At 61.4% G+C, this 23,994-nt stretch carries 24 protein-coding genes; 11 read left to right on the plus strand and 13 right to left on the minus strand.

The features are described from left to right. Positions 1-15: 15 nt before the first annotated feature. Positions 16-1,242, minus strand: a complete 1,227-nt coding sequence (gene cbiE, locus FP026_RS14170; RefSeq protein WP_246665344.1) for a precorrin-6y C5,15-methyltransferase (decarboxylating) subunit CbiE — start codon at positions 1,240-1,242, stop codon at positions 16-18. On the opposite strand from cbiE, the gene FP026_RS14175 reads away from it, so the two are divergent. Beyond that, on the plus strand, positions 1,241-2,011 hold the full coding sequence (locus FP026_RS14175) for a cobalt-precorrin-6A reductase (protein WP_149635261.1): 771 nt from the start codon (positions 1,241-1,243) through the stop codon (positions 2,009-2,011). The genes cbiE and FP026_RS14175 overlap by 2 nt on opposite strands. On the opposite strand, the gene FP026_RS14180 is transcribed toward FP026_RS14175, so the two are convergent. The 6 genes from FP026_RS14180 to FP026_RS14205 all read right to left on the minus strand — a co-directional run bounded on the left by FP026_RS14180 (position 1,975) and on the right by FP026_RS14205 (position 7,265). Beyond that, the gene (locus FP026_RS14180; RefSeq protein ID WP_149635262.1) at positions 1,975-2,739 is read right to left on the minus strand and encodes a precorrin-3B C(17)-methyltransferase; all 765 of its coding nucleotides are present in this window, start codon (positions 2,737-2,739) and stop codon (positions 1,975-1,977) included. The two genes, FP026_RS14175 and FP026_RS14180, sit on opposite strands and share 37 nt — an antisense overlap. Further along, positions 2,736-3,473, minus strand: a complete 738-nt coding sequence (locus FP026_RS14185; protein ID WP_149635263.1) for a precorrin-2 C(20)-methyltransferase — start codon at positions 3,471-3,473, stop codon at positions 2,736-2,738. Before FP026_RS14185 ends, FP026_RS14180 begins: the two co-directional genes overlap by 4 nt. Then, a complete protein-coding gene (locus FP026_RS14190; RefSeq protein WP_149635264.1) occupies positions 3,470-4,102 on the minus strand; it encodes a precorrin-8X methylmutase in 633 nt (210 codons plus the stop codon). Before FP026_RS14190 ends, FP026_RS14185 begins: the two co-directional genes overlap by 4 nt. Before the next feature lie 2 nt (positions 4,103-4,104). Further along, positions 4,105-5,532 carry a precorrin-3B synthase gene (gene cobG / locus FP026_RS14195; RefSeq protein WP_149635265.1) on the minus strand — a complete coding sequence of 476 codons (1,428 nt, stop codon included), beginning with the start codon at positions 5,530-5,532 and terminating at the stop codon, positions 4,105-4,107. Between the two features lie 57 nt (positions 5,533-5,589). After that, on the minus strand, positions 5,590-6,366 hold the full coding sequence (gene cobF, locus FP026_RS14200; protein WP_149635266.1) for a precorrin-6A synthase (deacetylating): 777 nt from the start codon (positions 6,364-6,366) through the stop codon (positions 5,590-5,592). Positions 6,367-6,428: 62 nt separating this feature from the next. Beyond that, positions 6,429-7,265 (minus strand): AraC family transcriptional regulator, encoded by an 837-nt coding sequence (locus FP026_RS14205; RefSeq protein ID WP_149635267.1) that lies wholly within the window; start codon positions 7,263-7,265, stop codon positions 6,429-6,431. 120 nt (positions 7,266-7,385) lie between these two features. On the opposite strand from FP026_RS14205, the gene FP026_RS14210 reads away from it, so the two are divergent. After that, positions 7,386-8,582: an MFS transporter gene (locus FP026_RS14210; protein ID WP_149635268.1), complete on the plus strand. Its 1,197-nt coding sequence runs from the start codon at positions 7,386-7,388 to the stop codon at positions 8,580-8,582. Positions 8,583-8,612: 30 nt separating this feature from the next. On the opposite strand, the gene FP026_RS14215 is transcribed toward FP026_RS14210, so the two are convergent. After that, positions 8,613-9,863 carry a D-amino acid dehydrogenase gene (locus tag FP026_RS14215; RefSeq protein ID WP_149635269.1) on the minus strand — a complete coding sequence of 417 codons (1,251 nt, stop codon included), beginning with the start codon at positions 9,861-9,863 and terminating at the stop codon, positions 8,613-8,615. Between the two features lie 33 nt (positions 9,864-9,896). Further along, positions 9,897-11,030 (minus strand): alanine racemase, encoded by a 1,134-nt coding sequence (gene alr, locus FP026_RS14220; RefSeq protein ID WP_149635270.1) that lies wholly within the window; start codon positions 11,028-11,030, stop codon positions 9,897-9,899. Positions 11,031-11,154: 124 nt separating this feature from the next. Between alr and FP026_RS14225 the strand changes: the two genes are divergently transcribed. Beyond that, positions 11,155-11,619 (plus strand): Lrp/AsnC family transcriptional regulator, encoded by a 465-nt coding sequence (locus FP026_RS14225; protein WP_149635271.1) that lies wholly within the window; start codon positions 11,155-11,157, stop codon positions 11,617-11,619. Positions 11,620-11,658: 39 nt separating this feature from the next. Here the strand turns inward: FP026_RS14225 and FP026_RS14230 are convergent, their stop codons facing one another. Together FP026_RS14230 and FP026_RS14235 are read right to left on the minus strand one after the other, a co-directional pair. Then, complete coding sequence (locus FP026_RS14230) at positions 11,659-13,440, minus strand: PAS domain S-box protein (protein WP_188112599.1); 1,782 nt, start codon at positions 13,438-13,440, stop codon at positions 11,659-11,661. Between the two features lie 180 nt (positions 13,441-13,620). Continuing rightward, positions 13,621-14,505, minus strand: coding sequence for a LysR substrate-binding domain-containing protein (locus FP026_RS14235; protein WP_149635273.1), 885 nt, complete (start codon positions 14,503-14,505; stop codon positions 13,621-13,623). A gap of 238 nt (positions 14,506-14,743) precedes the next feature. On the opposite strand from FP026_RS14235, the gene FP026_RS14240 reads away from it, so the two are divergent. Next, positions 14,744-16,063 carry an MFS transporter gene (locus tag FP026_RS14240; RefSeq protein WP_149635760.1) on the plus strand — a complete coding sequence of 440 codons (1,320 nt, stop codon included), beginning with the start codon at positions 14,744-14,746 and terminating at the stop codon, positions 16,061-16,063. A 65-nt stretch (positions 16,064-16,128) separates the two neighbouring features. On the opposite strand, the gene FP026_RS14245 is transcribed toward FP026_RS14240, so the two are convergent. After that, positions 16,129-17,178, minus strand: coding sequence for an ornithine cyclodeaminase (locus tag FP026_RS14245; RefSeq protein WP_149635274.1), 1,050 nt, complete (start codon positions 17,176-17,178; stop codon positions 16,129-16,131). A 142-nt stretch (positions 17,179-17,320) separates the two neighbouring features. Between FP026_RS14245 and FP026_RS14250 the strand changes: the two genes are divergently transcribed. Next, a complete protein-coding gene (locus FP026_RS14250; RefSeq protein WP_149635275.1) occupies positions 17,321-17,758 on the plus strand; it encodes an Lrp/AsnC family transcriptional regulator in 438 nt (145 codons plus the stop codon). 175 nt (positions 17,759-17,933) lie between these two features. Then, positions 17,934-18,281 carry a hypothetical protein gene (locus FP026_RS14255; RefSeq protein WP_149635276.1) on the plus strand — a complete coding sequence of 116 codons (348 nt, stop codon included), beginning with the start codon at positions 17,934-17,936 and terminating at the stop codon, positions 18,279-18,281. A gap of 80 nt (positions 18,282-18,361) precedes the next feature. Here the strand turns inward: FP026_RS14255 and hutC are convergent, their stop codons facing one another. Next, entirely contained in the window at positions 18,362-19,117 is a 756-nt protein-coding gene (hutC, locus tag FP026_RS14260) for a histidine utilization repressor (RefSeq protein WP_149635277.1), read from the minus strand. 195 nt (positions 19,118-19,312) lie between these two features. On the opposite strand from hutC, the gene FP026_RS14265 reads away from it, so the two are divergent. The 5 genes from FP026_RS14265 (at position 19,313) to FP026_RS14285 (ending at position 23,994) form a co-directional block, all read left to right on the plus strand. Next, positions 19,313-20,152 (plus strand): transporter substrate-binding domain-containing protein, encoded by an 840-nt coding sequence (locus FP026_RS14265; RefSeq protein ID WP_149635278.1) that lies wholly within the window; start codon positions 19,313-19,315, stop codon positions 20,150-20,152. A 101-nt stretch (positions 20,153-20,253) separates the two neighbouring features. Then, a complete protein-coding gene (locus FP026_RS14270; RefSeq protein ID WP_149635279.1) occupies positions 20,254-20,979 on the plus strand; it encodes an ABC transporter permease in 726 nt (241 codons plus the stop codon). A 10-nt stretch (positions 20,980-20,989) separates the two neighbouring features. Beyond that, entirely contained in the window at positions 20,990-21,694 is a 705-nt protein-coding gene (locus tag FP026_RS14275; RefSeq protein ID WP_149635280.1) for an ABC transporter permease, read from the plus strand. Positions 21,695-21,716: 22 nt separating this feature from the next. After that, a complete protein-coding gene (locus FP026_RS14280) occupies positions 21,717-22,508 on the plus strand; it encodes an ABC transporter ATP-binding protein (RefSeq protein WP_149635281.1) in 792 nt (263 codons plus the stop codon). Further along, the gene (locus FP026_RS14285) at positions 22,489-23,994 is read left to right on the plus strand and encodes an HAL/PAL/TAL family ammonia-lyase (RefSeq protein WP_149635282.1); all 1,506 of its coding nucleotides are present in this window, start codon (positions 22,489-22,491) and stop codon (positions 23,992-23,994) included. The genes FP026_RS14280 and FP026_RS14285 overlap by 20 nt, the downstream gene beginning before the upstream one ends.

The following is a 23,994-nucleotide window of genomic DNA, read 5'->3' on the forward strand; positions in this document are numbered from 1 at the left end:
CTACCTCGTTCTGAATTATGGCTTGGTCCACGACCATTGCGTCACCGGCATGGCCGGCCGCCAGCCGGTCATGCGGCCTACTGGCGCGGCGCGCGCGATATCGATGCGGATCAGCGAGCCGCCCCGGCGTGCCTGTTCGGCGAGCAGGAGGGCTTCCATCTCGGTCGTAACGGCATTGGCGACCAGCCTGCCGCTGCTTTTCAATTGGCCGATGGCGGCATCAAGCACGCCGGCATCGCTGCCACCGCCGCCGATAAAGATCGCATCCGGTGCCGGCAGGCCAGCAAGCGCATTCGGCGCCTCTCCCTCGACGATGATCAGGCTCGGCACGCCGAAATTCGTAGCGTTGCGGCGGATTCGCGCCGCACGCTCCACCGATGCCTCGATGGCAATGGCGCGCAGCGAAGGATCGGCCAGCATCCATTCGATGCCGATCGAACCGGAGCCGGCGCCGATATCCCAAAGCAGCTCGCCGTGGCGTGGCGCGAGCGCCGATAGCGTGATTGCACGCATCTCCCGCTTGGTGATCTGGCCATCATGCTCGAAAAACTCGTCGGCAAGACCGGCGCTCAGCGACAAAATCCGCGCGCCGACGTCGGCTTTGACTTCAATGCCGCAGAGATTGAGATCGTTGATGCCGGATAGGGAAAAATCGGCCGCACTCTGCCGAGAGATCTTTTCATCCGGTCCGCCCAGCGCCTCCAGAACCGTGACGTGAGATTGACCAAACCCTGAGCTTTGCAACAGGGCGGCCAATTCGGCAGGCCCTTTTCCGTCGGATGTCAGCGCCAGGATCTTGCGGCCGGGATGCAGGTGCGGCCGGATGAGGTCGATGGGCCGGCCGTGAAGCGACAGAACCGTGGTGTCCTGCAAGGGCCAGCCGAGGCGCGACGCGGCAAGGCTGAAGGAGGAGGGAGCCGGAATGACGGTCATTTCAGAAGCCGCAATGCGTCGTGAAAGTGTCGCCCCAACGCCGTAGAAGAACGGATCGCCGGAGGCAAGAACCACCGTCGGTTCCCCGCGCCGGGCAAGCAGCGCCTCGACGGATTTTTCGAATGGTGAGAGCCATGTCTGGGTCTCCCCGGTGATGATAGGCCTCATCAATTCGATATGGCGGGCTCCACCGAAGACTACAGGCGCTTCGGCAATCAGCCGTTTGGCCTCGTCGCCGATGCCGGCTGGACCGTCTTCGCCGATGCCGATAAGAGTAAGCCAGCGTTGAACTGAAGGTGTCTCAACCATGGGCAAGGCCCGCATTCTGATCCTCGGCGGTACGACGGAGGCCCGAGCTCTGGCGGCAGCCCTTGCTTCCCGCGCCGATCTGGACGTCGTCCTGTCGCTTGCGGGCAGAACTGCCGACCCAGCCCCGCAGCCCGTTCCGGTGCGCAGCGGCGGTTTCGGCGGAGCGGAGGGCCTTGCTCGCTATCTTCGCGATGAAAAGATTGATCTGGTGATCGACACAACCCATCCCTTCGCGGCGCGCGTCTCCGCCAATGCCGCGCAGGCGGCTACCCAATGCGCTGTGACGGCCTTTGCGTTGCGCCGTCCCGCCTGGCTGCCGGTCGAAGGCGACGACTGGCTGTCGGTGCATAGCGTTTCGCAGGCCATAGCCGCGCTCGGCACAGCACCCTTGCGCGTTCTCCTGGCGACGGGGCGGCAGGAGGCGCATCAGGCGAACGCGGCGCCGCAACACCATTATTGGGTCCGCAGCGTCGATCCCGTCGAGCCGCCGCTGACCGTGCCGCATGTCAGCTATATCCACAGCCGGGGTCCGTTCCGCCTGGAAGACGAGCTGGATGTGCTGCAACGGCATGGAATCGAAATCGTCATCGCCAAGAATAGCGGCGGTGACGCGACTTACGGAAAGATCGAGGCGGCAAGGCAGCTCGGAATCAAGGCGATTATGGTCGAGCGCGCAGAGACCGCCGGCTTGCCGGTGGTCGAAACAGTGGACGCTGCGCTCGATCGGATCGATCATTTCGTCTCTTCCCTGATGAAGCGCGGCGTATAGACCAGATCCGGACGTCCTTCGCGGGCAATGACGCGCGTCTCGGCCGAGCCGATGATGACGCAGGTCGCCATATCGGCCTGCGAGGCCTCAGCGTCGCCAAGTCGCGCCACCGTGATGCGCTCGTCTGGCCGGCCTGCGGCCCGGCCGAAGATGACCGGCGTGTCTGGAGGCAATACGTCCCGCACGATCTCGAAGGCCTTGCCGAGCTGCCAGGGCCGCGCCTTGCTGATCGGATTGTAAAGCGCAATCACAAAGCCTGCCTCGGCGACTGCGCGGAGCCGGTTTTCGATCAGCGGCCAGGGCTTCAGGTTGTCCGATAGCGAAATCGCACAGAAATCGTGCCCGAGAGGCGCGCCGATGCGCGCCGCCACGGCAAGCATGGCCGTAATACCCGGTACGACGACCAGGTCCACCGCGCGCCATTCCGCCGGGCCATGATCGATCGCCTCGCAGACCGCCGCCGCCATGGCAAAGACGCCGGGATCGCCGCCGGAAACGACGCAGACATTGACGCCGCTTGCGGCCCGCTGCAGCGCCACTTTGGCGCGGTCCAGCTCCTCGCGATTGTCGGATGCCTGGCGGATCTGATCGCTGCGAAGTGTCAGGCGGTCGAGATAAGGACCGTAACCGTAAAATTCATGGGCATCGGCAACCGAAGCCAATGCCTCCGGCGTCGTTTGTGCGGGGTTGCCGGGGCCGGTGCCGATCACATAGAGACGCCCGCTCATGGTCTTCCTTCCCAACCGGGCACAAGAACCAGGGAGAAATAGGGTGCCTCGGCATCGTCGCGGCTGGCAAGCGGCGTCATGGCGCCGTTCGCCATCGTGCCGCGTTCGACATAGATCGCTTCCTCAAGCCGGCCGGCGGCATCGAGTGCGCGGCGGATTTTTGGCAGGTTGCGGCCGACCTTCATGATGACGGCCGCCTGGGTGTCGCCAAGCCGGCGGGTAAGTTCGGCTTCCGCCATGGTTCCCGGGAGCACGGAGAGCACGTCGTCTCCTTGCACCATCGGCAATCCGGCCAGCGACCAGCAGCCGGACATGGCCGTTACACCGGGAATGACTTCGGTCGGGAAGCGATCGGCAAGGCGGACATGCAGATGCATATAAGAGCCATAGAAGAGCGGATCGCCTTCGCTGAGCACGGCAACGGTCTTGCCTTCGCGCAGATGAGCCGCCACCATCTCGGCCGAGACGTCATAGAAGGCGGTGATTTGGCCGATATAGTCGGGTGCGTCCTTATCGATCTCGGTCGTGACGGGATAGTAGAGCGGCAGCAGTGTCACGTCCGCTTTCAGCAGGTCGCCGACGATGGCTCGTCCGTTGCCGCCTCTGCCCTGTTTGGCAAAGTAGGCGACGACATCGGCACGCTCCAGCGCCTTGACGGCCTTGACCGTCAGCAGCTCCGGATCACCGGGGCCGGTGCCGACGCCGATCAGGCTTCCATTGGATGGCGCACTCATAGGCCCGGCCTCGCAAGAGCGTTAAGGGCGGCTGCCGTCATGGCACTGCCGCCAAGCCGGCCGCGCACGATGGCAAAGGGGACGCCATAGGAATTCTCGGCAAGGGCATCCTTCGATTCCGCCGCGCCGACGAAGCCGACGGGCATGCCGATGATCGCGGCCGGCTTCGGCGCGCCATCGCGCAGCATTTCCAGAAGGTGGAAGAGGGCGGTCGGCGCGTTGCCGATGGCGACGACCGAGCCGGCAAGCCGGTCGGTCCAAAGTTGCATGGCAGCAGCCGAGCGTGTGTTGCCGATGGTCTTGGCGATCTCGGCCGTGCGCGGATCCTGCAGGGTGCAGATCACCTCGTTTGCGGCCGGCAGGCGGGCGCGGGTGACGCCGCGGGCGACCATCTCGGCATCACAGAAGATCGGCGCGCCAGCAGACAGCGCCTTGCGGGCGGATGTGACGAAATCGGGGGAGAACAGGAAATGCTCTGCCGCTTCCACCAGTCCGCACGCGTGGATCATGCGGACTGCGACATCGGCCTCGGCTTCGGGAAAACGCGTGAGATCGGCTTCGCTGCGGATGATCGCGAAGGAGCGTTCATAGATCGCATCTCCCTCGCGGATATAGTCATAGTCAGGCATTTCTATCCCTGTCGTAAAGCCGTCGCGATTGCGTCCCGGCTGAGCCGTTTAAGACACTGCTGCGCCGATTCGCCAGCAGCTTTGTTGTTCCGTACCAGTTGCCCGAGCGCAGCCAGCGTCGATTTCAGGTCTTCCTTGTGGATGTAAGCCACGGGCTCTGATGATGATGACCCATTTACGACAATAGCATAGCCCGTTGCAGCACCGACGATGGTGAGCATTGCCGGCGAGGGATGGGCGCAGCCTTTTATGCAGCCAGACAGGTGCACCTTGAGCGAGCCGTCAAGCAGGTCAGCTCCCACTTCGACCAGATCGGCGGCGGCCTCTCTCGTTGCATAATACGCGGAAGCGCATGCGCCGGCGCCGGCACAGGGAATTGCATAATTTGCCGGATCACCGGGGCGTGTCTGAAAGCCGCAATCGGCTGCGGCAGCCAGGATACTTTCGATCCGTTCAAGCGGAAGGCCGAGCAGCAGCAGGCTGTGTTCCGATCCTGTCCGAATTTCACGCGCTCCCGCCACCTCCGCCGCGTCGAGAAAGCAAATGAGGTGTTGCGCGGAGATCTGCCCGAAGGCTGGACGTAGTCCGAGCACAGAGCGTTCGTCATCGAGCGGGATGACGCCCACAGGAGGGGCCGGCTGGATGGTTTCATTGCGGGCGAGGTCGGGAGAGAAGGGAAATTGCGCTTGCAGTGACGCGGCGTCCAGATCGCGACCTCGGGCACGGGGTCCGATTGCGGCCAAGGTTTTCAGCAGCGTGATGACACCGGCAATTGCTTGTGCGTCCGGCAGTGCGGCAATTGGTGTTGCTGTTGCCTCCGTTCCCGCGATGGCGAGCGTCCACAGTTGACGGCCGTCACTGACCTTGACAGCCTTCAGCCTGATATCTGCCGAGAGTTCGTCCAGAACGAGTTGACCGCCGCCATCGACGATAATGGCAAGCTTGGCAGCCAGGCGCGGTTTGGGATCGAGTGAATCGATCGCGCTTCGCAGGCGTTCGGCGAGCAAGCGCGCGTCAGCGATTTCCGATGGATCGAGGCCGCTGAGCGGCGGAACTTCGATCGCAACGTCGTTTTCCGGCACGATGCCGGCACGATCAATATCGGCGGCCAGTCCGGCGATGCTTTCCGATGTCATGCCACGGAGCTGAAGATTGCCGCGCGCCGTGATCTCGATCAGGCCGTTCCCGTGCTTTTGAGCAGCCTCGGCCAAAGCGTGAAACTGCGCAATCGTCAGGCCTGGCGTCGATGGCCGCAAGCGCACGAGCAGCCCATCGCCCGTCTGCATCGGTGCGCTCAAGGAGGGGCAGGCACCGCGAACCATGGAAGGCAGGGACGATGCCAAAGGGTCACGATCGGCCGTCTCGTTTGAGAGGCACGCTTGACCCTTTACCGTCTCAGCATCGGCCGCAACCATAAGACTGCCCTTCATAGGGGACATTTCCTTGCACAATCCGGATCGGCGGGCAAACGATTTGGCACCTGGCCGTTAGTCTCGATCGTCGAAATCGTGCCCCTTGCGCATGAGGTAGATATCCATGATCCATCCGTGCCGCGCGCGAGCTTCGGCGCGCGTTGCAAGAATGCGCTCGGAAACGTCGGCCAGCCGGCCGGCGATGATGATCTCGTCCCTGGTGCCGAGATAGGCTCCCCAATAAATGTAGGCGTCGGGATCGTCGATCTTGCTGAAAGCCTGCTCGCCATCGAGCATCACGACGGCCGTTTCGGCAATGCCTGGAAAGCTTTCGCTTAGCCGCCGGCCGGTGGTGATCTGCACCGGCTTGCCGACGAGATTGAGCGGGATGCGATGGCTTGCGGTCAGAGCCTGGATGCTGGTGATGCCGGGAATAACGCTATAGTCGAGGGCAACATTGCCGCGAGCAACGACCCGCTCGAGAATGCGCAAAGTGCTGTCATAAAGGCCCGGATCGCCCCAGACGAGGAAGGCAGCACTTTGGCTTTCCGTCAGATGCTCCAGAAACAGCCGCTCATAGGTCGCGGAAATTGCCTCGTGCCACTCGTCGACGCTCTGTACATAGCTGCGCTCTGCGGTCTGACGTGACGGTACGTCGTAATCAACGAAGCGCGTGGCTGGATTGGTGACATAGCGCTGGCAGATCTCTCGCCTGACGTCGGCAAGCTCGCTCTTGGCCGTCCCCTTGCTGGGGATAAGGATGACATCGGCGGCATTCAGTGCATTGATCGCCTGCACGGTCAGATGTTCAGGGTTTCCCGTGCCGATACCGACGATGTGAATATGCCGCATATGTTTGCCCTCGCTCTTCAGCGCTGTTTGCCGGAAGCGCCGGATCATTTCAAGGGGAGGCTTCAGGCCGATTGCCGCTCAAGGGTCCAGCGATTGGCCATATAGCTGCGCGGCGAGGTGCCGAGCATGCGCCTGAACATGGTCGTAAACGCCGCCACGCTCTCGTAACCCGCTTCGAGCGCGACATTGGTGACCGGCTGACCTTCGGCAAGCTGCGGCAAACAAGCAAAAACGCTCGCCTGCTGGCGCCAGGTCGTGAAGCTGATGCCGGTTTCCCTGCGAAACTGCCGTGTAAACGTCCTGCGGCTCACCGAAAGTTTCTCGGCCCAATCGTCCAGTCTGGCGTTGGGCGACGGATTGGACAGATAGTCGCGGCAGAGCGCGGCCATCCGACGGTCGGACGGGAAGGGGAGGCCGAGGGGCCGTTCCGGCAGCGTCGCTATTTCCTCGACGAGCAGAGACAGGACCAGTCTTGCCTTTCGATGACTGACCGGTGCTTCCCGCAGCCGAATAGCCTCCAACAGCAGGCTGCGGGCGAGATCCGTGACTTCGACGACGCGCGGAGCCTCATCCTTCGACGGCTGGCCGCGTGGCGTCACGTAGACGGATTTCATGCTGACATCGCTCAGGATCTCGATCGAATGTTCCAGCCCGACAGGGATGAACAGGGCATGACCGGGCGGCACCATCCAGCGGCCGCGCGCCGTCACGATCAGGGCGACGCCGGCGAAGATGCAAAGCAATTGGGTGCGGCGATGATGGTGCCACGGAACGGTATAGCCCTGCGGCGGCTCGGCACTATGGACGAGCACATCCGCGGGCGAATCCTCCATCCAGCGCATGTTCTGCACATGATCGTTGTCGAGGGTTGCCAGCAACTGTTTCGATAGCTTTTCCATTTTGGCCCGATCGAGAAACTATTGGACCAGAACACGAAAGAAGGACACACGCAAGCCGTGTTAGAGGCGGAGGAAACAATATGGTCGGCAAGGCAGTCGGCACAGGCAAGGAATCCTCCCATGGTTGCGGCATTTTCGGGTACACAGGCCCGATATGAAAAGACGACGATATCGATCGTTATGGCGGTCAGCACCTGCCATCTGCTGAACGATACGATGCAGTCGCTTTTGACATCGCTCTATCCGATGTTCAGAGAGAATTATGCGCTCGATTTCGTGCAGATCGGCCTGCTGACGATGATGTTTCAGATCACCGCGTCACTGCTGCAGCCGGTAGTCGGCATCGTCACTGACAAATGGCCGATGCCCTATTCGCTGCCTGTGGGCATGGTAAGCACCTTTGCAGGCCTGCTGCTGCTTGGCTATGCCGGCAGTTTCGGCGTTCTCCTGATCGCTGCAAGCTTGATCGGCTTCGGTTCTGCCGTCTTCCATCCGGAGGCTTCGCGCGTTGCCCGCCTGGCGTCCGGCGGGCGCCACGGCCTGGCGCAATCGCTCTTCCAGCTCGGCGGCAATGCCGGCTCGGCAATCGGACCGCTGATTGCCGCATTTTTCGTTCTGCAGCACGGCCAGAAGAGTGTCGCCTGGCTTTCGGTGCTGGCCGTCATCGGCTTCATTGTCCTCAGCTGGGTCGGTAACTGGTTCGTCAATCACCGTCGCCAGCAGTCGGCGCGTCCCGCGCCAAGCCGCGCCTTGCCGATTTCGCGCAACAAGGCGATGTGGGCGCTTGCCATCCTCATCCTGCTGACGGCGACGAAGAACGTCTACATGGCGAGCATTTCGAGCTATTTCACCTTCTACGTCATCGATAAGTTCCATCTCGATGTCCGCGATGCGCAGCTGATGCTGTTCCTCTTCCTCGGCTCCGTCGCCGTCGGAACGATCATGGGCGGCCCGGTGGGCGACCGCCTGGGCGCTCGCTTCGTCATCTGGTTCTCGATTCTCGGGGTCATTCCCTTCGCGCTGATGATGCCCTATGCGAACCTGTTCTGGACCTGCGTCCTGACTGTCGTCATCGGCCTCGTGCTGGCCTCAGCCTTCCCGGCCATCGTCGTCTTTGCGCAGGAGCTGATTCCCGGCCGCGTCGGGCTGATCGGCGGCATCTTCTTCGGCTTCGCCTTCGGTGCCGGCGGACTTGGGGCTGCGGCTCTCGGAGATTTTGCCGACACGCATGGCATCCCCTTCGTCTACACGCTCTGCTCGTATCTGCCGTTGCTCGGCCTGTTCACGATCTTCCTGCCGCGCATTCCAAGGCATTGAGCGAAGTGGGCGGGCGCTGAGCCCGCCATGTCATGCGTAGCGGCTGATCGCGAGATCGGTGGCGTCAATATCAGGCTTGCGGCCGCTAACGAGATCGCTGATGACGCGCGCCGAGCCGGAACTCATCGTCCATCCAAGCGTGCCGTGGCCGGTGTTGAGGTAAAGCCCCTTGATCTTTGTCGGGCCGATGACCGGCGTGCCATCCGGCGTCATCGGCCGCAGGCCCGACCAGAAGGAAGCCTTGGCGACATCGCCGCCGGGAAAGAGATCGGTGACGGAATGTTCGAGCGTCTGGCGCCGGGCAAGACCGAGATCATTGGTATAGCCGGAGATTTCAGCCATGCCGCCGACGCGGATGCGATCGCCGAGGCGGGTGATCGCGATCTTGTAAGTTTCGTCCATGACGGTTGATTCCGGCGCGCGCGATGCATCGGTGATCGGGATCGTCAGCGAGTAGCCCTTGACCGGATAGACGGAAAGACTGATGCCGAGCGGCTTCAGCAAGAGCGGAGAATAGCTGCCGAGCGCTGTGACGATCGCATCGGCATCCATCCGTCCGCGATCGGTCATGACGCCGCGCGTCTGGCCGCCCTCAACGTCGAGCCCCTTGATGGTCGTGCCATACTGGAACTGCACGCCGAGCTCGATGGACTTAGCCGCAAGTGCATTGGTGAACTTGAAGCAGTCGCCGGTCTCGTCCTTCGGCGTCAGCAGGCCGCCGACGATCTTCTCGCGCACATGCTTGAGCGCCGGTTCGACACGAACGCAGCCGTCGCGATCAAGCACTTCATACGGAATGCCGTCGGCTGCAAGAGCCTTGACGTCCTTTGCCGATGCATCGAGCTGCTGCTGCGTGCGGAACAGCTGCAGCGTGCCCTGCATGCGCTCGTCATAGGCGATGCCGGTCTCCTGGCGAAGCTGGGCCAGCGAAATGCGGCTGTAATCGGCAAGGCGCAGCATCCGGCTCTTGTTGATCGCGTAGCGTTCGGAGGTGCAGTTGGACAACATCCTGACCATCCAGGAGAGCATGGCGGTATCGACCTTCGGTCGCAGGATAAGCGGGGCGTGTTTCATGAACAGCCACTTCAGCGCCTTTGCGGGAATGCCGGGTGCCGCCCACGGCGAGCAATAGCCGAAGGAGACTTCGCCGGCATTGGCAAAACTCGTCTCCAGCGCCGGCCCCTGCTGCCGGTCGATGACCGTAACCTCGTGGCCCGCCTTGGCAAGCTGATAGGCGGATGTGACGCCGACGATGCCGGCACCCAGAACGACGACTTTCATGATGTCCTCAGAGAGAAATGAGCATTGGGAAGGTCAGCGGTATTGACGGTGGAAGCGGTGGCCGAGACTGGTCAGGATCTCATAGGAAATCAAGCCGGCGTCCCGCGCAAGATCCTCCAAGCTCTGGTGATCTCCGAGAACCTCCACCATGCTTCCGAAAGAGAGCGCGTCTTCGGGCAGAGCGCTGATGTCGATCGTCGTGCTGTCCATCGACACGCGGCCGACGATCGGCAGCCGCACGCCATCATAGTAAACCGCGCCACGGTCGCTGAGGCTGCGCGGAAGGCCATCAGCATAGCCGGCGGCGATCGTCGCAAGTCGGGTCGGGCCTTTCGTCACGTGCACGCCGCCATAGCCGACACGCGCGCCTTCCGGGACTGTTCGGGTTTGCACCACGGCGACATCGAGCCGGACGACGGCTTCCATGGGATTGGTTTGGCCGCTCGTCGGAGCACCGCCGTAAAGGGCGATGCCCGGCCGTGCCAACACACCGTGAAAATCGCCGCCGAGGAAGATGCCGCCGGAATTCGCAAAAGAGATGTCGTAGCTCGGGAATTCCGATGCGACGCGACACATTTCGGCGAGCTGATCGGCATTTTGCCGGCTGTAGGCTTCGTCGGCGGAGGCGAGGTGGCTCATGACGAACAGGATGTCGAGATCGTCGGATATCCGCAGATGGGCTGCGACGGCGGCGCTGTCTTCCGGCGGTATCCCAAGCCGCGACATGCCGGTATCGAACTGCAGAACCGCCGGCAGCCTGCGCTGGAAGGCGCGTGCGATATCGGCCCATTGCCGCAGCTGATCGAGCGAATTGATCACGGGCACGATGCCGCCATCGGCACAAGCTGCCTCGTTGCCGGGCAGCAGGCCATTCAGCACGAAGATTGTGGCATCGCCGGCCAATTGCGGACGCAGCCGTAGCGCTTCGATGAAGTGGGCGACGAAGAAATGCCGGCAGCCATGCCCATAAAGAGCCCTGGAGACCTGGCTTGCACCAAGCCCATAGGCGTCGGCCTTCACGACTGCGGCTGCGCGCGCCGGCGCAACGACGGAGGACAGTTTGTCGTAGTTCCGGCAGAGGGCCGCCAGATCGATCGTCAGATAACCACAAGCGCCGCTGTCGATCGCCAATTTTGGCGCCTGCAAATCCACTATGCCGCCGTCCATGTCCGCCCTCGTCTTTCAAGGGCAGATTATTGAAATAATCGTGAAATTGCCTATCAAACAGCGATTGATTATTGTGTAATTGCGTTGATATTGAAATGAACTGCGAATTTTTGAAAGAATTCACGTGCCGGCCCTCGATACCATCGACCGCAATATTCTCCGCCTGCTCAGGCTCGATGCCCGTGTCAGCAATGCGAGGCTGGCTGCAGAGGTGGGATTGTCGCCGTCGGCCTGCCTCAGGCGCATCAAACTGATGGAGCAGGCCGGCGTCATCAGGGGTTATACGGCGCTGGTGGATACCTCCCAGGCGGAAGCGACGATCGCTGTCATCATCAATATTACGCTCGAGCGGCAGACGGAGGATCACCTCGATCGTTTTGAGGCGGCGGTGCGCAGGCATCCGGAGATCAAGGAGTGTTTCCTGATGACGGGCGGGTCCGATTATCTCCTGCGCGTCGAGGTTGCCAATCCCGGCGATTTCGAGCGCATCCACAAGGATATTCTTTCGACCATGCCAGGAGTGCTGCGGATCCATTCGAGCTTCTCGATCCGCAATGTGCTTGCGACGCGGCCGAAAAATCCGCGCTGAACAAGCGGCCTGCTCTGCGCATATTCAGGCAGTTCTCTGTCAGGCCTGATCCTGGCCGATGCCTGTCGCGGCATGTACCTCGCAGATCACGCCGCTCGGCTCGTAGCTGATATTGACCTGGCCGTTCAGTTCGGCCGCCAGCAGGCTTTCGATCAACCTGGAGCCAAACCCCTTGCGGGTGGGCGGTTTGACGGTCGGCCCTCCCGTTTCCTGCCAGCGCAGGCTCAGCCGGTTGGTTTCGCCGGGTTCCAGAGACCAGCGGATGGCGACACGGCCATCAGGCACCGACAGCGCGCCATATTTGGCGGCATTCGTAGCAAGCTCGTGCATCGCGAGCGATATGGAGATAACGGTTCGCGGCGCCAGTTTGATCGCCGGACCGGAAATTTCGAACCTCTCCTTAGGGTAGAGCGACAGTGCCTGGCCGATGACGGCCAAAAGGTCTGTTTCCTCCCATTTGCCGTGGATCAGCAAGTCATGCGCGCGCGCCATCGAAGCCAGCCGCGCCTCGAATGTCTCGACGGCCACCTTGTCGATCTCGTCGCGTCCCAATGTCTGGCGTGATATGGCCATGACGGTTGCAAGCACGTTCTTGACGCGATGATTGAGTTCGCCGGCCAGCACCGTCTGCAGGCGTTCGGCTTCCTTCTTCGCACTGATATCATGGGCGGTCTTCGAAGCCCCCACGATCCGGCCGTAAGCGTCATAGATCGGAGAGACGCTGAGCAGGACGTCGACAAGTTCGCCGTTCTTGTTGCGTCGCTTGGTTTCATAGGGTTCGACTTTCTGACCCGCGCGGATCTGGGCGAGGATAGCCGGCTCTTCGTCACTGCGGTCGTCGGGAACGAGCATCATCACCGACGTGCCGATGGCCTCGTCGGCGGAGTGGCCGTAAAGCCTTTCAGCGCCGGTATTCCAGCTTGTGATTATCATGTTGAGATCAATGCTCAGGATGGCGTCGTCCGACGAGGCGACGATAGCCGCTAGACGCTGCTCCACTTCCTGTACGCGTTTGCGTTCGGTGATATCGGTGACGAGGACCGCGACCCGCTGGATGTGTCCCGAGCTGTCGCGCAAGCCAGAAACGGCGTTTGCAACCCATACGAGGCTGCCGTCCTTGCGGATATAGCGCTTTTCGATCTCGAAGTTTTCACCGGTCGCGAGCAGCGTCTCGAACAGGCGCATATTCTCGCGTAGATCGTCCGGATAGGTGATGTCGTCCATCCGCATGCCGAGAAGCTCGGTCTCGGAGTAGCCGATAATCTCGCAGAAGCGTCCGTTCACTTGAACGAAGCGGCCGTCGAGTTCGCATTGGGCTATTCCCGTCGCTGACTGGGAAATGACGGCGCGGATCCGTTCCTCGCTTTCGCGCAATACCTGTTCGGAGCGAACGCGCTCCGTCGTCTCGTTGACGATGCAGAAGACCCCCAACACCTTGCCGTTCGCATCGCGAACGGGCGAATAGGAAATGTCGAAATAGACTGTTTCGGGATAGCCGTGGCGCTCGATGTAGAACGGCCGGTCCTTGGCGGCGACCGTATTGCCATCCTGCAAGACGGAACGCAGAAGCGGTTCCAGATCGCTCCAAAGCTCTGCCCAGTTTTCTCGCGCGGGACGTCCCAAAGCCCGCGGATGTTTGTTGCCTATGGTGACGGCATAGGCATCGTTGTAAAGGGCAACGAAGTCCTCACCCCAGAATACGGCGATCTGGGCCTGTGACGACAGCATGATATCGACTGCGACCGTAAGGCAGGAGGGCCATGCCGATCGAGGGCCGAGACTGGTCGCTGCCCAATCGAGGCCAGAGATGAGCGCTGCCATTTCGCCGGTATGATTTGCCACGATGTTCAGGATGGCCCCTCCCTCGAGCGATAGCCGGGCCTGCAAGAATTGTCCGGTTCGCTCATGCTTGCAAGGATTCATAGCATATTCCCCATGGCGAAGTGCAGAGAGAAAATTCGGCGATTTCAATGTGTTTCAAGCCGGCCCCGATCGGAAACGTCAGGTGTCCGGCCTTGCATGCATTTCGGCCGTCAGCCATCGCTCGAGCGCCAATGCGTCTGGCCTGCCTGCAATATGCGGGGCGATCCACAGCACCATGCGCCTAGGTCCAGGTAGGAAACCGAACGGTGCCACCAGCCGCCCCGAGGCGAGCTGATCGAGCACCAGCATCTGCGGAACAACAGCAATGCCGAGACCGCAGGCGGCAGCCTGGATCAGCAGGTAGAAATGGTCGAATGCGGACTGGGACGCGAGCTGCAGATCCGTCCTACACGCGATCGCCTGCCAGTCGCTCCAGGCCTGCGGGCGCGTGCGTGTGGACAGGAGTGCCGCATTCTCCATGTCGCCTGGGCAACGAATGCCGGAGCGGCTCAGATATTCCGGCGAGCAGACCGGGCCGATCGCCTCGCCGCCCAATTCGCGGATGATCGCATCCTTCGGCGGTTCGATGATGCTCGAGCGGATCGCGAGGCTGATCTTGTCCCGGACGAAATCGACCTGATCGTAGTTCATGTTGAATTGCAGGGCGATGTGCGGATGGTGCTCGTGGAATTGGCCGATGCGGGGAATGATCCATCCCATCATGATCGATGAGGAGCAGGAAAGCGTCAGCGGGCCGGGGCGAACACGCTCGACGCTCGCCTGCATCAGGCCGAAGGCGCTCGCCAGACCCTCGGCCAGCCGCAGCCCTTCAGGCGTCGGCTCGGTGGAATGGGCCCGGCGGTTGACGAGAATGACACCCAACGTCTGTTCGAGACCGCGGATATGCCGGCTGATCGCGCCATGCGTAACGCAAAGCTCGTCGGCTGCCAGCGTCATCGACTTGTGCCGCGCGGTCGCTTCGAAAGCCTTCAAGGCATTCAACGATGGAAGAGGGCCACTCATTGTGCAGTCCTGCGATAGCGTGATGTGATTTTTCCTCACATGACAGGGAGATTAAATCGTTTGCTTGCGGCTTGTCCATACCGCTAGAGATCAAGGTCATTCGAAGGCGCATGCGGCCGAAGGCAGGGACTGGAAGGGAAGTCGGAGTTTCCGTTCTGTCAGCGACGCAAGCGGATCGTTGCGCCGCTGGGTTTCAGGACTGGGGGGAGGATTTCTATTGCAGCCTGCTAATCAGGAAATGTCACAGGTCGAGCGTTCGGCCATCGCCAAGGTATCGAAGCGGCTGGTGCCGTTCATCGCCTTGATGTTCTTCATCAACTTCCTTGACCGTACCGCGATCTCCTTTGCCGGCCCGAACGGCATGACGACGGATCTGGCGCTGACGGCGGCGCAGTTCGGCTTCGCTGCGGGCATCTTCTTCTTCGGCTATATCGTGCTGGAGATCCCGAGCAATCTGGCGCTTCACAAATACGGCGCCCGTCGCTGGCTTGCCCGCATCATGGTGAGCTGGGGCATCGTGGCGCTCTTGTTCACCTGGGTATCGAGCGCGACGGAGCTTTACGTGCTGCGTTTCCTCCTCGGGGTTGCCGAAGCCGGCTTCTTTCCGGGCGCGATCCTTTTCCTAAGCATGTGGGTGCCCGCCAAACATCGCAACAAGATCCTGGCATTGTTCTACCTCGCCCAGCCGCTGACAACGGTCGTTGGCGCGCCCTTTGCGGCGATGCTCATACAGATGCACGGTCTCTTCGGCTTGGAAGGCTGGCGCGTCATGTTCTTCGGCGTTGCCGTTCCCGCCATCATCATCGGCATCGTCGCTTGGTTCTATCTCGCGGATCGGCCCGACGATGCCAAGTGGCTGACGCAGACGGAAAAGGATTGGCTGAATCGGGAGCTTGCCGGTGAGGAAAAGGCCAAGGCGGCCGCTCATGGCAAGATGACCGGTTTCGCGCTAACGGACGGCCGCGTGTGGCTGCTGTCGGTGATCTATTTCGGCCTGATCTATGGCCTCTATGCGCTGGCCTTCTTCCTGCCGACCATCATTGCCGGTTTCGAGACGAAGTTCGGCACCAAATTCGACGTTTTCGACAAGGGGTTGATCACGGCCATTCCCTATCTGCCGGCAGCCATTGCCCTGTTCTTCTGGGGCCGCGATGCCTCCAGGCGCGGCGTGCGGCCGTGGCATATCGGCGTTCCGGCCCTGATCGGCGCATTCAGCATTCCGGCTGCGCTCTACATGGGTTCGCCTGAGGCGACGATCGTCATGATCACGCTGACGGCCTGCGCGATTTTTTCCGCCCTGCCGAATTTCTGGGCCATTCCGTCCCGCTTTCTGACCGGGCCGGCGGCGGCAGCCGGCATCGCCCTGATCAACACGATCGGCAACATCGCCGGCTTTGCCGCGCCCTATATCACCGGCGTCGTCAAGGATGCGACCGGCCTTTACGAACTGCCGATGTTCATCGTCGGGGCGCTGATGCTGTTGTCGGCACTGCTCGCCTTCTCGCTGAGCGGTAGGGTAGAGGAGCCGACACTGATTGCGTCGGGCAGCAAGGGCTGAAAGCATCCGAGGCAATGAAAGGATGAATTCGATGGCGGTCACGAATGCGATCGCCATCGATTTTTTCAGCCGGCCCGCAGCAGCATGCCGAACAGGTCGCGCGGGTCGTCCGGGTCAGCAATAATATCGAGCTTCTGGAAGTAGTCCGTGCCTTTCAGCTTCTCGCGCACATAGCGCAAGGCGGAGAAATCCTCGATCGCAAAGCCGACGCTGTCGAACAGGGTGATCTGCCGCTCACTGCTGCGGCCCTGCGCCTGGCCGGCGACGACCTGCCAGAGTTCAGTGATCGGATAATCCGGATCCATCTGCTGGATCTCGCCTTCGATGCGCGTCTGCGGCGGATATTCGACGAAGGTGTCGGCGCGCAGCAGGATGTCGCGATGGAGCTCGGTCTTGCCCGGACAGTCGCCGCCGATTGCGTTGATGTGCACGCCGGCGCCGACCATATTGTCAGTCAGAATGGTCGCGAACTGCTTGTCGGCCGTGCAGGTGGTGATGATGTCGGCGCCTTCGATGGCGGCCTGGGCCGAGGTGCAGGGCACGAGCCGCAGCCCTGTCTTGCCGAGGTTGCGCACGGTCTTTTCCGTCGCCTTCGGGTCGATGTCGTAGAGGCGGACTTCCTCGATGCCGAGAACCGCCTTCATCGCCAGCGCCTGGAATTCCGCCTGCGCACCATTGCCGATCAGGGCGAGGCGGCGCGCATTGGCCGGTGCCAGGTGGCGGGCCGCCATTGCCGAGGTCGCCGCCGTGCGCAGGGCCGTCAGGAGCGTCATTTCGGTCAATAGTACCGGGTAGCCGGTCGAGACTTCCGCCAGCAGGCCGAAGGCGGTGACGGTCTGCAGGCCTTGAGCCATGTTCTTCGGATGGCCGTTCACATATTTGAAGCTGTAGACCGCCCCGTCGGAGGTCGGCATTAGCTCGATGACGCCGTCATGCGAATGGGAGGCGACGCGGGGAGTCTTGTCGAAGAGGTCCCAGCGACGAAAGTCCGCCTCGATGGCGTCGGTGAGTTCGACCAACATGGTTTCAATGCCGACATGATGGACGAGCCGCATCATATTCTCGACGCTGACGAAGGGAATGAAGGCTTTCTCCGAAGGAAGCGGTGCGGTCATCGCCATGTCCTCAATGCAATTTGTTTCCCATAGGGTAACAAGCGGATCGATTGACTGAAATCGCAAAACTGTGTCAGTTCTGGTATTGCGTTGTACGAATTGCTCAGTATTTTTGGCGGAAAAGGCAAAACGGGATTACGCAATGGCGCTTGCCAAATATATTCCGGACGATCTCGATCGACGCATCATAGCGCATTTGCGCGCCGATGGCCGCGCCTCCCTCTCCAAGCTGTCGGATGCCTTGGGTGTCGCGCGCGGTACAGTGCAGAACCGGTTGGACCGTCTGATCGAGACCGGCACGCTTCTCGGTTTCACCGTACGGGTGCGCGAAGATTATGAAGAGCAGACTGTCCACGCCGTCATGATGATCGAAGTCGTTGGGAAATCGACGACCCAGGTCATCCGCAAGCTGCGTGGCCTGCCCGAGATCTATTCGCTGCATACGACCAACGGAAATTGGGACCTGGTGGCCAATATCCGCGCAACCAGCCTCTCGGACTTCGACCGGGTCCTGCGCGAAGTGCGGATGATCGACGGCGTTGCCAATAGCGAAACCAGCCTGCTGCTTAGCAGCCTGTGACGATGCTGATGTCGTCGAGGTGTCGTGCGAGGATTTGAATTCTCCTTTGCCGAAGATCCTCACGGATTAGCCGCCAACGTGCCGCGACATAATATTCGCATGGATATTTCACCCGTGGATGGCGGGATGCGGCGCCCCGCTTGAAAACTCGCTGCATGTGTTGTTATGATTTCGCATGGACCTCAGTTTGCTCGCCTATGCCCTTGCCTGGACCGTCCTCGGCCTGATTGTTGTGACCACGGTCGTCCCGGTTCGGGCGAGGTATCCCTTCATGACGCTGGCAAATGTCGACAGAATCGTCCCGTTCGGCCTTCTGGGCTTCCTGTTCGTCATGGCTTACCCCGACGACCGTCGCATCGTTGCCTTGGTGTGCCTATCGATCGCAGCGGCAAGTGAAACGCTTGCCCTGGTGCTGCCGAAGAAATGTCTGCGGATCGAGCGTGCGATCCTGAAAGTGCTCGCTACCGTTTCGGGCTTGATTTTAGGTGCTCTGTTCGTGGAGCTTATGCAGCAGATCTCGTAGCTCTGCCTTTTTCAAGCACGCAGGAAGTCGACCGCACCGCTCCTTTCGATAGAAAGAAAGACCTATCTTCCATATACAACTTAGCGGTCCGAAGATCTGCTGCTTTGGCTTTCCAGCCGGTAGCGATTCCCTGGGTAGACCAGCCGCGCCGTAGAAACGACGCCGCGCGCCGACCATGTGCGCCGGCGGATCGTCAGGCAGGGTTCGGTTTTCAGGATGGTCAGCAGCTTGCATTCCCAGGCTTGCGGCATCACCGCTTCGACCACATGCTCCGAGCCGCTCAAGGGCGCGACCGCCGAAAGATAGGCGTTCGGCGTCATGTCGATAAAGTCCTGCTCCAGATAGTCGGGAGCGGCCTCCGGATGGACATGCCGGTCCTCGATCTGGACCGGCACCCCGTTTTCGCTATGAACGATCAGCGAATGAAAAACTGGTGAACCGATGTCGAGTTCCAGCGCATCGGCAACGTCGGGGGATGCGGCTTCCCGAGCCAGCACGATCACCGTTGCCTGGTGAGAATGGCCGCGTTCGGCGATTTCCTCGGCGATGTTGCGCACCTCGAATAAGGCGGATGCGCCCTTGCGTTCGGCGACGAAGGAGCCGACGCCCTGGATGCGAACCAGCTCGCCCTCGTTGGCGAGTTCGCGTAGCGCCCGATTGGCTGTCATCTTGCTGACGCCAAGTTCGGTAACGAGTTCGTTCTCTGAGGGGACGCGATATTTGGGAGGCCACTCGCCGCTATGGATGCGATCGAGTATCATCTGCTTGACCCCGGCATAGAGAGGCGCGGCGTCGTTTTCCGCCAGTTCGCGTTTCATCTCGCCGGAGCGCTTCATTGCCTATTCCCTTTGCACCGAGTGAATCTGCCTCGAAAAACAACTTTCCCACTTGCATATCATAAATTATCTCATATGGTACCCTATACAACCTCGCAATCAATCCTAAAAATAAATTGGGAAAGCGGGCAAGCCGGCGAAGATCGGTAGGAAGTGCTGCAAGGCCTGTTTTCAACCTCAGAGGAGCTCTACACGATGAAATTCAGTGCAATTCTCTTGTCAGGCGTCATGGCTGCCGCCGCGTTTGCGGCACCGGCCGTTGCCAAGGACTGGAAGACGGCGACGATCACCCTGGAAGGTGCCTACGCCCCGTGGAACATGACGAATGCCGACGGCACGCTCGGCGGCTTCGAGCCAGAACTTGCCAAGGTTCTGTGCGAACGCGCCAAGATCGACTGCAAGCTCGTCGCCTCCGATTGGGATGGTATGATCCCGGCGTTGAACGCCGGCAAGTTCGATGTGATCATGGATGCGCTGTCGATCACCGACGAGCGCAAGCAGGTCATCGGCTTTACCGTTCCTTATGCCGCGACGCCCGCTGCCTTCGCGACCGCCAAGGATAGCCCGCTTGCCAATGCCGCAGGTACCGGCACCACGATCAAGATGACCCCCGGCCAGACCGGCGTCAAGGAAATCGACGTCCTGAAGGAAGCCTTCAAGGGCAAGACGATCGGCATTCAGGCCGCAACCGTCTACGCCAAGTTCGTCTATGACAATTTCGGCTCGATCGCGACGATCCGCGAATACAAGACCGGCGCCGATCGCGATCTTGATCTGCAGAACGGCCGTATCGATCTCGGCTTTGACGACGCGGTCTACTTCGCGAACGCCTTTGCAAGCGCAAACGATTCGCTCGCCTTCACCGGCCCGGAAATCGCCGGCTCCATCTGGGGCGAAGGCGAAGGCCTTGGCGTCCGTAAGGCTGATACCGATCTGCGCGACAAGTTCAACGAGGCGATCAAATCGGCGCTTGCCGACGGCACCATCAAGACCCTGTCGATGAAGTGGTTCAAGGTCGACGTCAGCCCGCAATGACGAGCGCGGCCTTCGGGCCGCTATCGGCGGTCTCCGGCTTTGCGGCCGGAGGCCGTATGATATCCTGACGCCTGAAACTGCCACGGACAGGGATTGGATCTATGGCAAGCTTGCAATTGCTGGGCTTCGGCTCGAACGGGTGGGGCGCTCTGCTGCTCGTGGCGGCCTTGATGACGCTCGCCGTCACGGCGACGGCTTTGGCCATCGGGGCCGTATTGGGCGCGATCATCGCTTTCGCCAAGCTCTCCGGAAATCTGGTGCTGAAAACGCTCGGCAACATCTACACCACCGTCTTTCGTGGCGTTCCCGAACTCCTGATCATCTATCTGATCTATTTCGGCGGCTCATCGGCTGTGACGTCGATCGGCAAATGGCTCGGCTATGAGGGCTTTCTCGGCCTGCCGTCCTTTGCTGCGGGCGCGCTTGCCGTAGGCATCATTTCCGGCGCCTATCAGGCGGAAGTTTTCCGCGGCGCCTATCTTGCCATTTCCAAGGGCGAGCTTGAGGCGGCGTCAGCGATAGGCATGCATCGCGGCTTGCGCCTGCGGCGTATCATCATACCGCAGGTCCTGCGCTTCGCCATTCCCGGCCTCGGCAATGTCTGGCAGCTGAGCCTCAAGGATTCCGCGCTGATCTCCGTGACCGGCCTTGCCGAACTGATGCGCACCAGCCAGGTTGCTGCCGGCTCCACCCGCCAGTATTTCCTCTTCTTCATTGCTGGCGGTATTCTCTATCTGGTCCTGACCAGCCTGTCGGATCGCATCTTCAACAGGGCAGAACGACGCGCCAATCGCAGCATGCCGGCTGCGACCATCGGCCAGGCTTGAGGAGGAAGACATGGACTTCGATTTTCTCTCGAGCACAATGGTCACGCTGCTGAAGGCAGTGCCGATGACGCTACTGCTCTTCTCCCTGTCGATCCTCTGCGGCGGCCTTCTCGCTCTCGTCATCGTCGCCATGCGCGTCAGCGGCAACCCGATCCTCTCCGGTTTCGCCAAGGGCTATATTTTCGTGTTTCGCGGTTCGCCGCTGCTGATTCAGATGTTCCTGGTCTTCTACGGCTTGGCACAATTCTCCATCATCCGCTATTCCTTCCTCTGGCCGTTCCTGCGCGAGCCCGTCGTCTGCGCCATCCTGTCGCTGGCGCTCTGCACCGCCGGCTATTCGGCCGAGATCTTCCGCGGCGGCATCCGTGCCGTCTCGCCGAAAGAGATCGAAGCGGCGCGTTCGATCGGCATGTCCGGCCTTCTGCTCGTTCGCCGCATCATCGCGCCGATCGCCTTCAGGCACGCGCTGCCGGCCTATTCGACCGAGATCGTGCTGATGATGAAGTCGACGGCGCTTGCGAGCCTCGTCACCGTCTGGGAGGTCACGGGCGTTGCCCAGCGGCTGATCTCGCAGACCTATCGCACGATGGAAGTCTTCATCTGCGCCGCGATCATCTACCTCGTGCTGAATTTCGTCATTCTGCAGGCCATGGCCCTGCTGGAATATTCCTTGTCCCGTCATCGCCGCGCCATTCCGCCGGCGCTGAAGGCCTAAAGCTTACTGGAGCAGGCAAATCATGCCAGGTGTCACCCGACTTTCCGTCCGCAACATCCGCAAGAGCTTCGGTACCCATGAGGTCTTGCGCGGCATATCGCTCGATGCGCAGGATGGCGATGTGATTTCGCTGCTGGGAGCCTCCGGCTCGGGCAAATCGACCTTCCTTCGCTGCATCAACCTCCTCGAGATCGCCACGGATGGCGAGATCTGGGTGGATGGCGAGCAGATCCGCATGATCCACAAGAACGGCAAAAGCTATCCGGCGAGCCACAAGCAGGTGGATCATATCCGTTCCGAACTCGGCATGGTGTTCCAGAGCTTCAATCTCTGGTCCCACATGACGATCCTGCAGAATGTCATCGAGGGTCCGGTCCACGTTCTGAAGCGTCCCCGCGCCGAGTGCGTCGCCGAGGCCGAAGTGCTGCTGGAAAAGGTCGGCATTGCCGACAAGCGCCATGCCTATCCCGCGCATCTCTCCGGCGGCCAGCAGCAGCGCGCGGCGATTGCCCGCGCCCTTGCCATGAAGCCGAAGCTGATGCTGTTCGATGAGCCGACCTCGGCGCTCGATCCAGAACTCGTCGGCGAAGTGCTGCGCGTCATGCGCTCGCTTGCCGAAGAGGGCACGACGATGCTGGTGGTTACCCACGAGATGAGCTTTGCCCGCAATGTCTCCAATCGCGTCGTCTTCATGAAAGAAGGCCTCGTCGAAAGCAGCGGTACGCCGGACGAGATGTTCGGCGGCGGCGCGTCGCCGGCTTTCCGCCAGTTCATCGGCCATTTCGGAACCGGCAATGACCATCACCATCGATAAGCCGATTTCCTGGCGCGACGTCGCACGGGTCGGTGCCGGTGAGCCCTTGTCTCTCTCCGATGCTGCTTGGGAACGCGTTGCCGAGGCAAGCCGCATCGTCGAGCGGATCGTCGAAACGGGCGTGCGCGCCTATGGCGTCAATACCGGCGTCGGCGCCCTGTCCGATACGGTGGTCGATCGGGATTCCCAGAGCCGGCTGTCGCGCAACATCATCTTGAGCCATGCCTGCGGTGTCGGCCCGCTTTTGCCGGCCCGCGAGGTGCGCTCGATCATCGCAGCGCAGATCGCCAATTTCGCCCATGGTCATTCCGGTGTGCGGCCCGAGATCGTCCGGCATCTGGCTGCGTTTCTCGAACGCGACTGCATTCCGGAAGTTCCTTCCAAGGGCTCTGCCGGCTATCTCACGCACAATGCCCACACCGCTCTCGTCTTAATCGGCGAAGGACGGGCAACCGTAAAAGGCAAATCCATGAGCGGCGCTGAGGCGCTTGCGGCAATCGGTTTGAGCCCTCTGGTGCTTGGTGCCAAGGAAGGTCTGAGCCTCGTCAACGGCACAGCCTGCGCCACCGGATTGTCGGCGCTTGCCATCTCCCGTGCCGAACGTCTGCTTGATTGGGCCGACGCCATCGCCGCCCTGACGCTGGAGGCCGTAGGCTGCCAGATGACCGCTTTCGATGAAAAGGTGCTGGCGCTCCGCCCATCGGCCGGCATCGCCAAGGTCGGGCGCAGGTTGCGCAGCCGTCTGCATGGCAGCGGTCTCGTTGCTGCTGCCCTCGGCCGGCGGACGCAGGATGCGCTGAGTCTGAGGTCGGTCCCGCACGCCCATGGCGCGGCCTGGGACGTCTTCGAACTGACGGCGCGCATCGTCGATCAGGAACTTGCCTCGGTAACGGACAATCCTGCCGTTTCGGGCACGCCGGAGCAGCCGGTTGTCTCCTCCGAGGCGCATGCGGTGGCGCCAGCCCTTGGGCAGGCAGCTGATAGTCTGGCAATCGCTGTTGCACAGATTGCTGCCATGAGCGAGCGCCGGACGGATCGCCTTGTCAATCCGCTGGTCAGCGGCTTGCCGCCGTTCCTGGCGAGCGATGCCGGCAGCCATTCCGGCTTCATGATCGCACAATATACCGCGGCGGCGCTGAGCAATGACAACAGGCGGCTGGCAGCTCCCGCATCGCTCGATGGCGGCCTGACCTCCGGCCTTCAGGAGGATTTCCTTGCCCATCCGACCGCGGCCGCCAACAAGCTGCTCGCGATCCTCGACAATGCCGAATATATCCTGGCGATCGAGCTGATGGCGGCGGCACAGGCGCATGATTTCCTCGTTTCGAAGGGTGCGAGAGCGCCGGGGACGGACCGCCTCTACGCGGCAGTCCGCTCGCGGGTTCCTCTCTATGGCGACGATCGCCCGTTGAATACAGATATGGAAGCCTTGCGGACCATGATCGCTCAGATCGCGCCGCCTGCCGAAAGTGAAGCTGGAGCATAA

It is taken from the genome of Martinezella tropici, from assembly GCF_008370325.1.
Taxonomy (GTDB): Bacteria; Pseudomonadota; Alphaproteobacteria; order Rhizobiales; family Rhizobiaceae; genus Rhizobium; species Rhizobium tropici_B.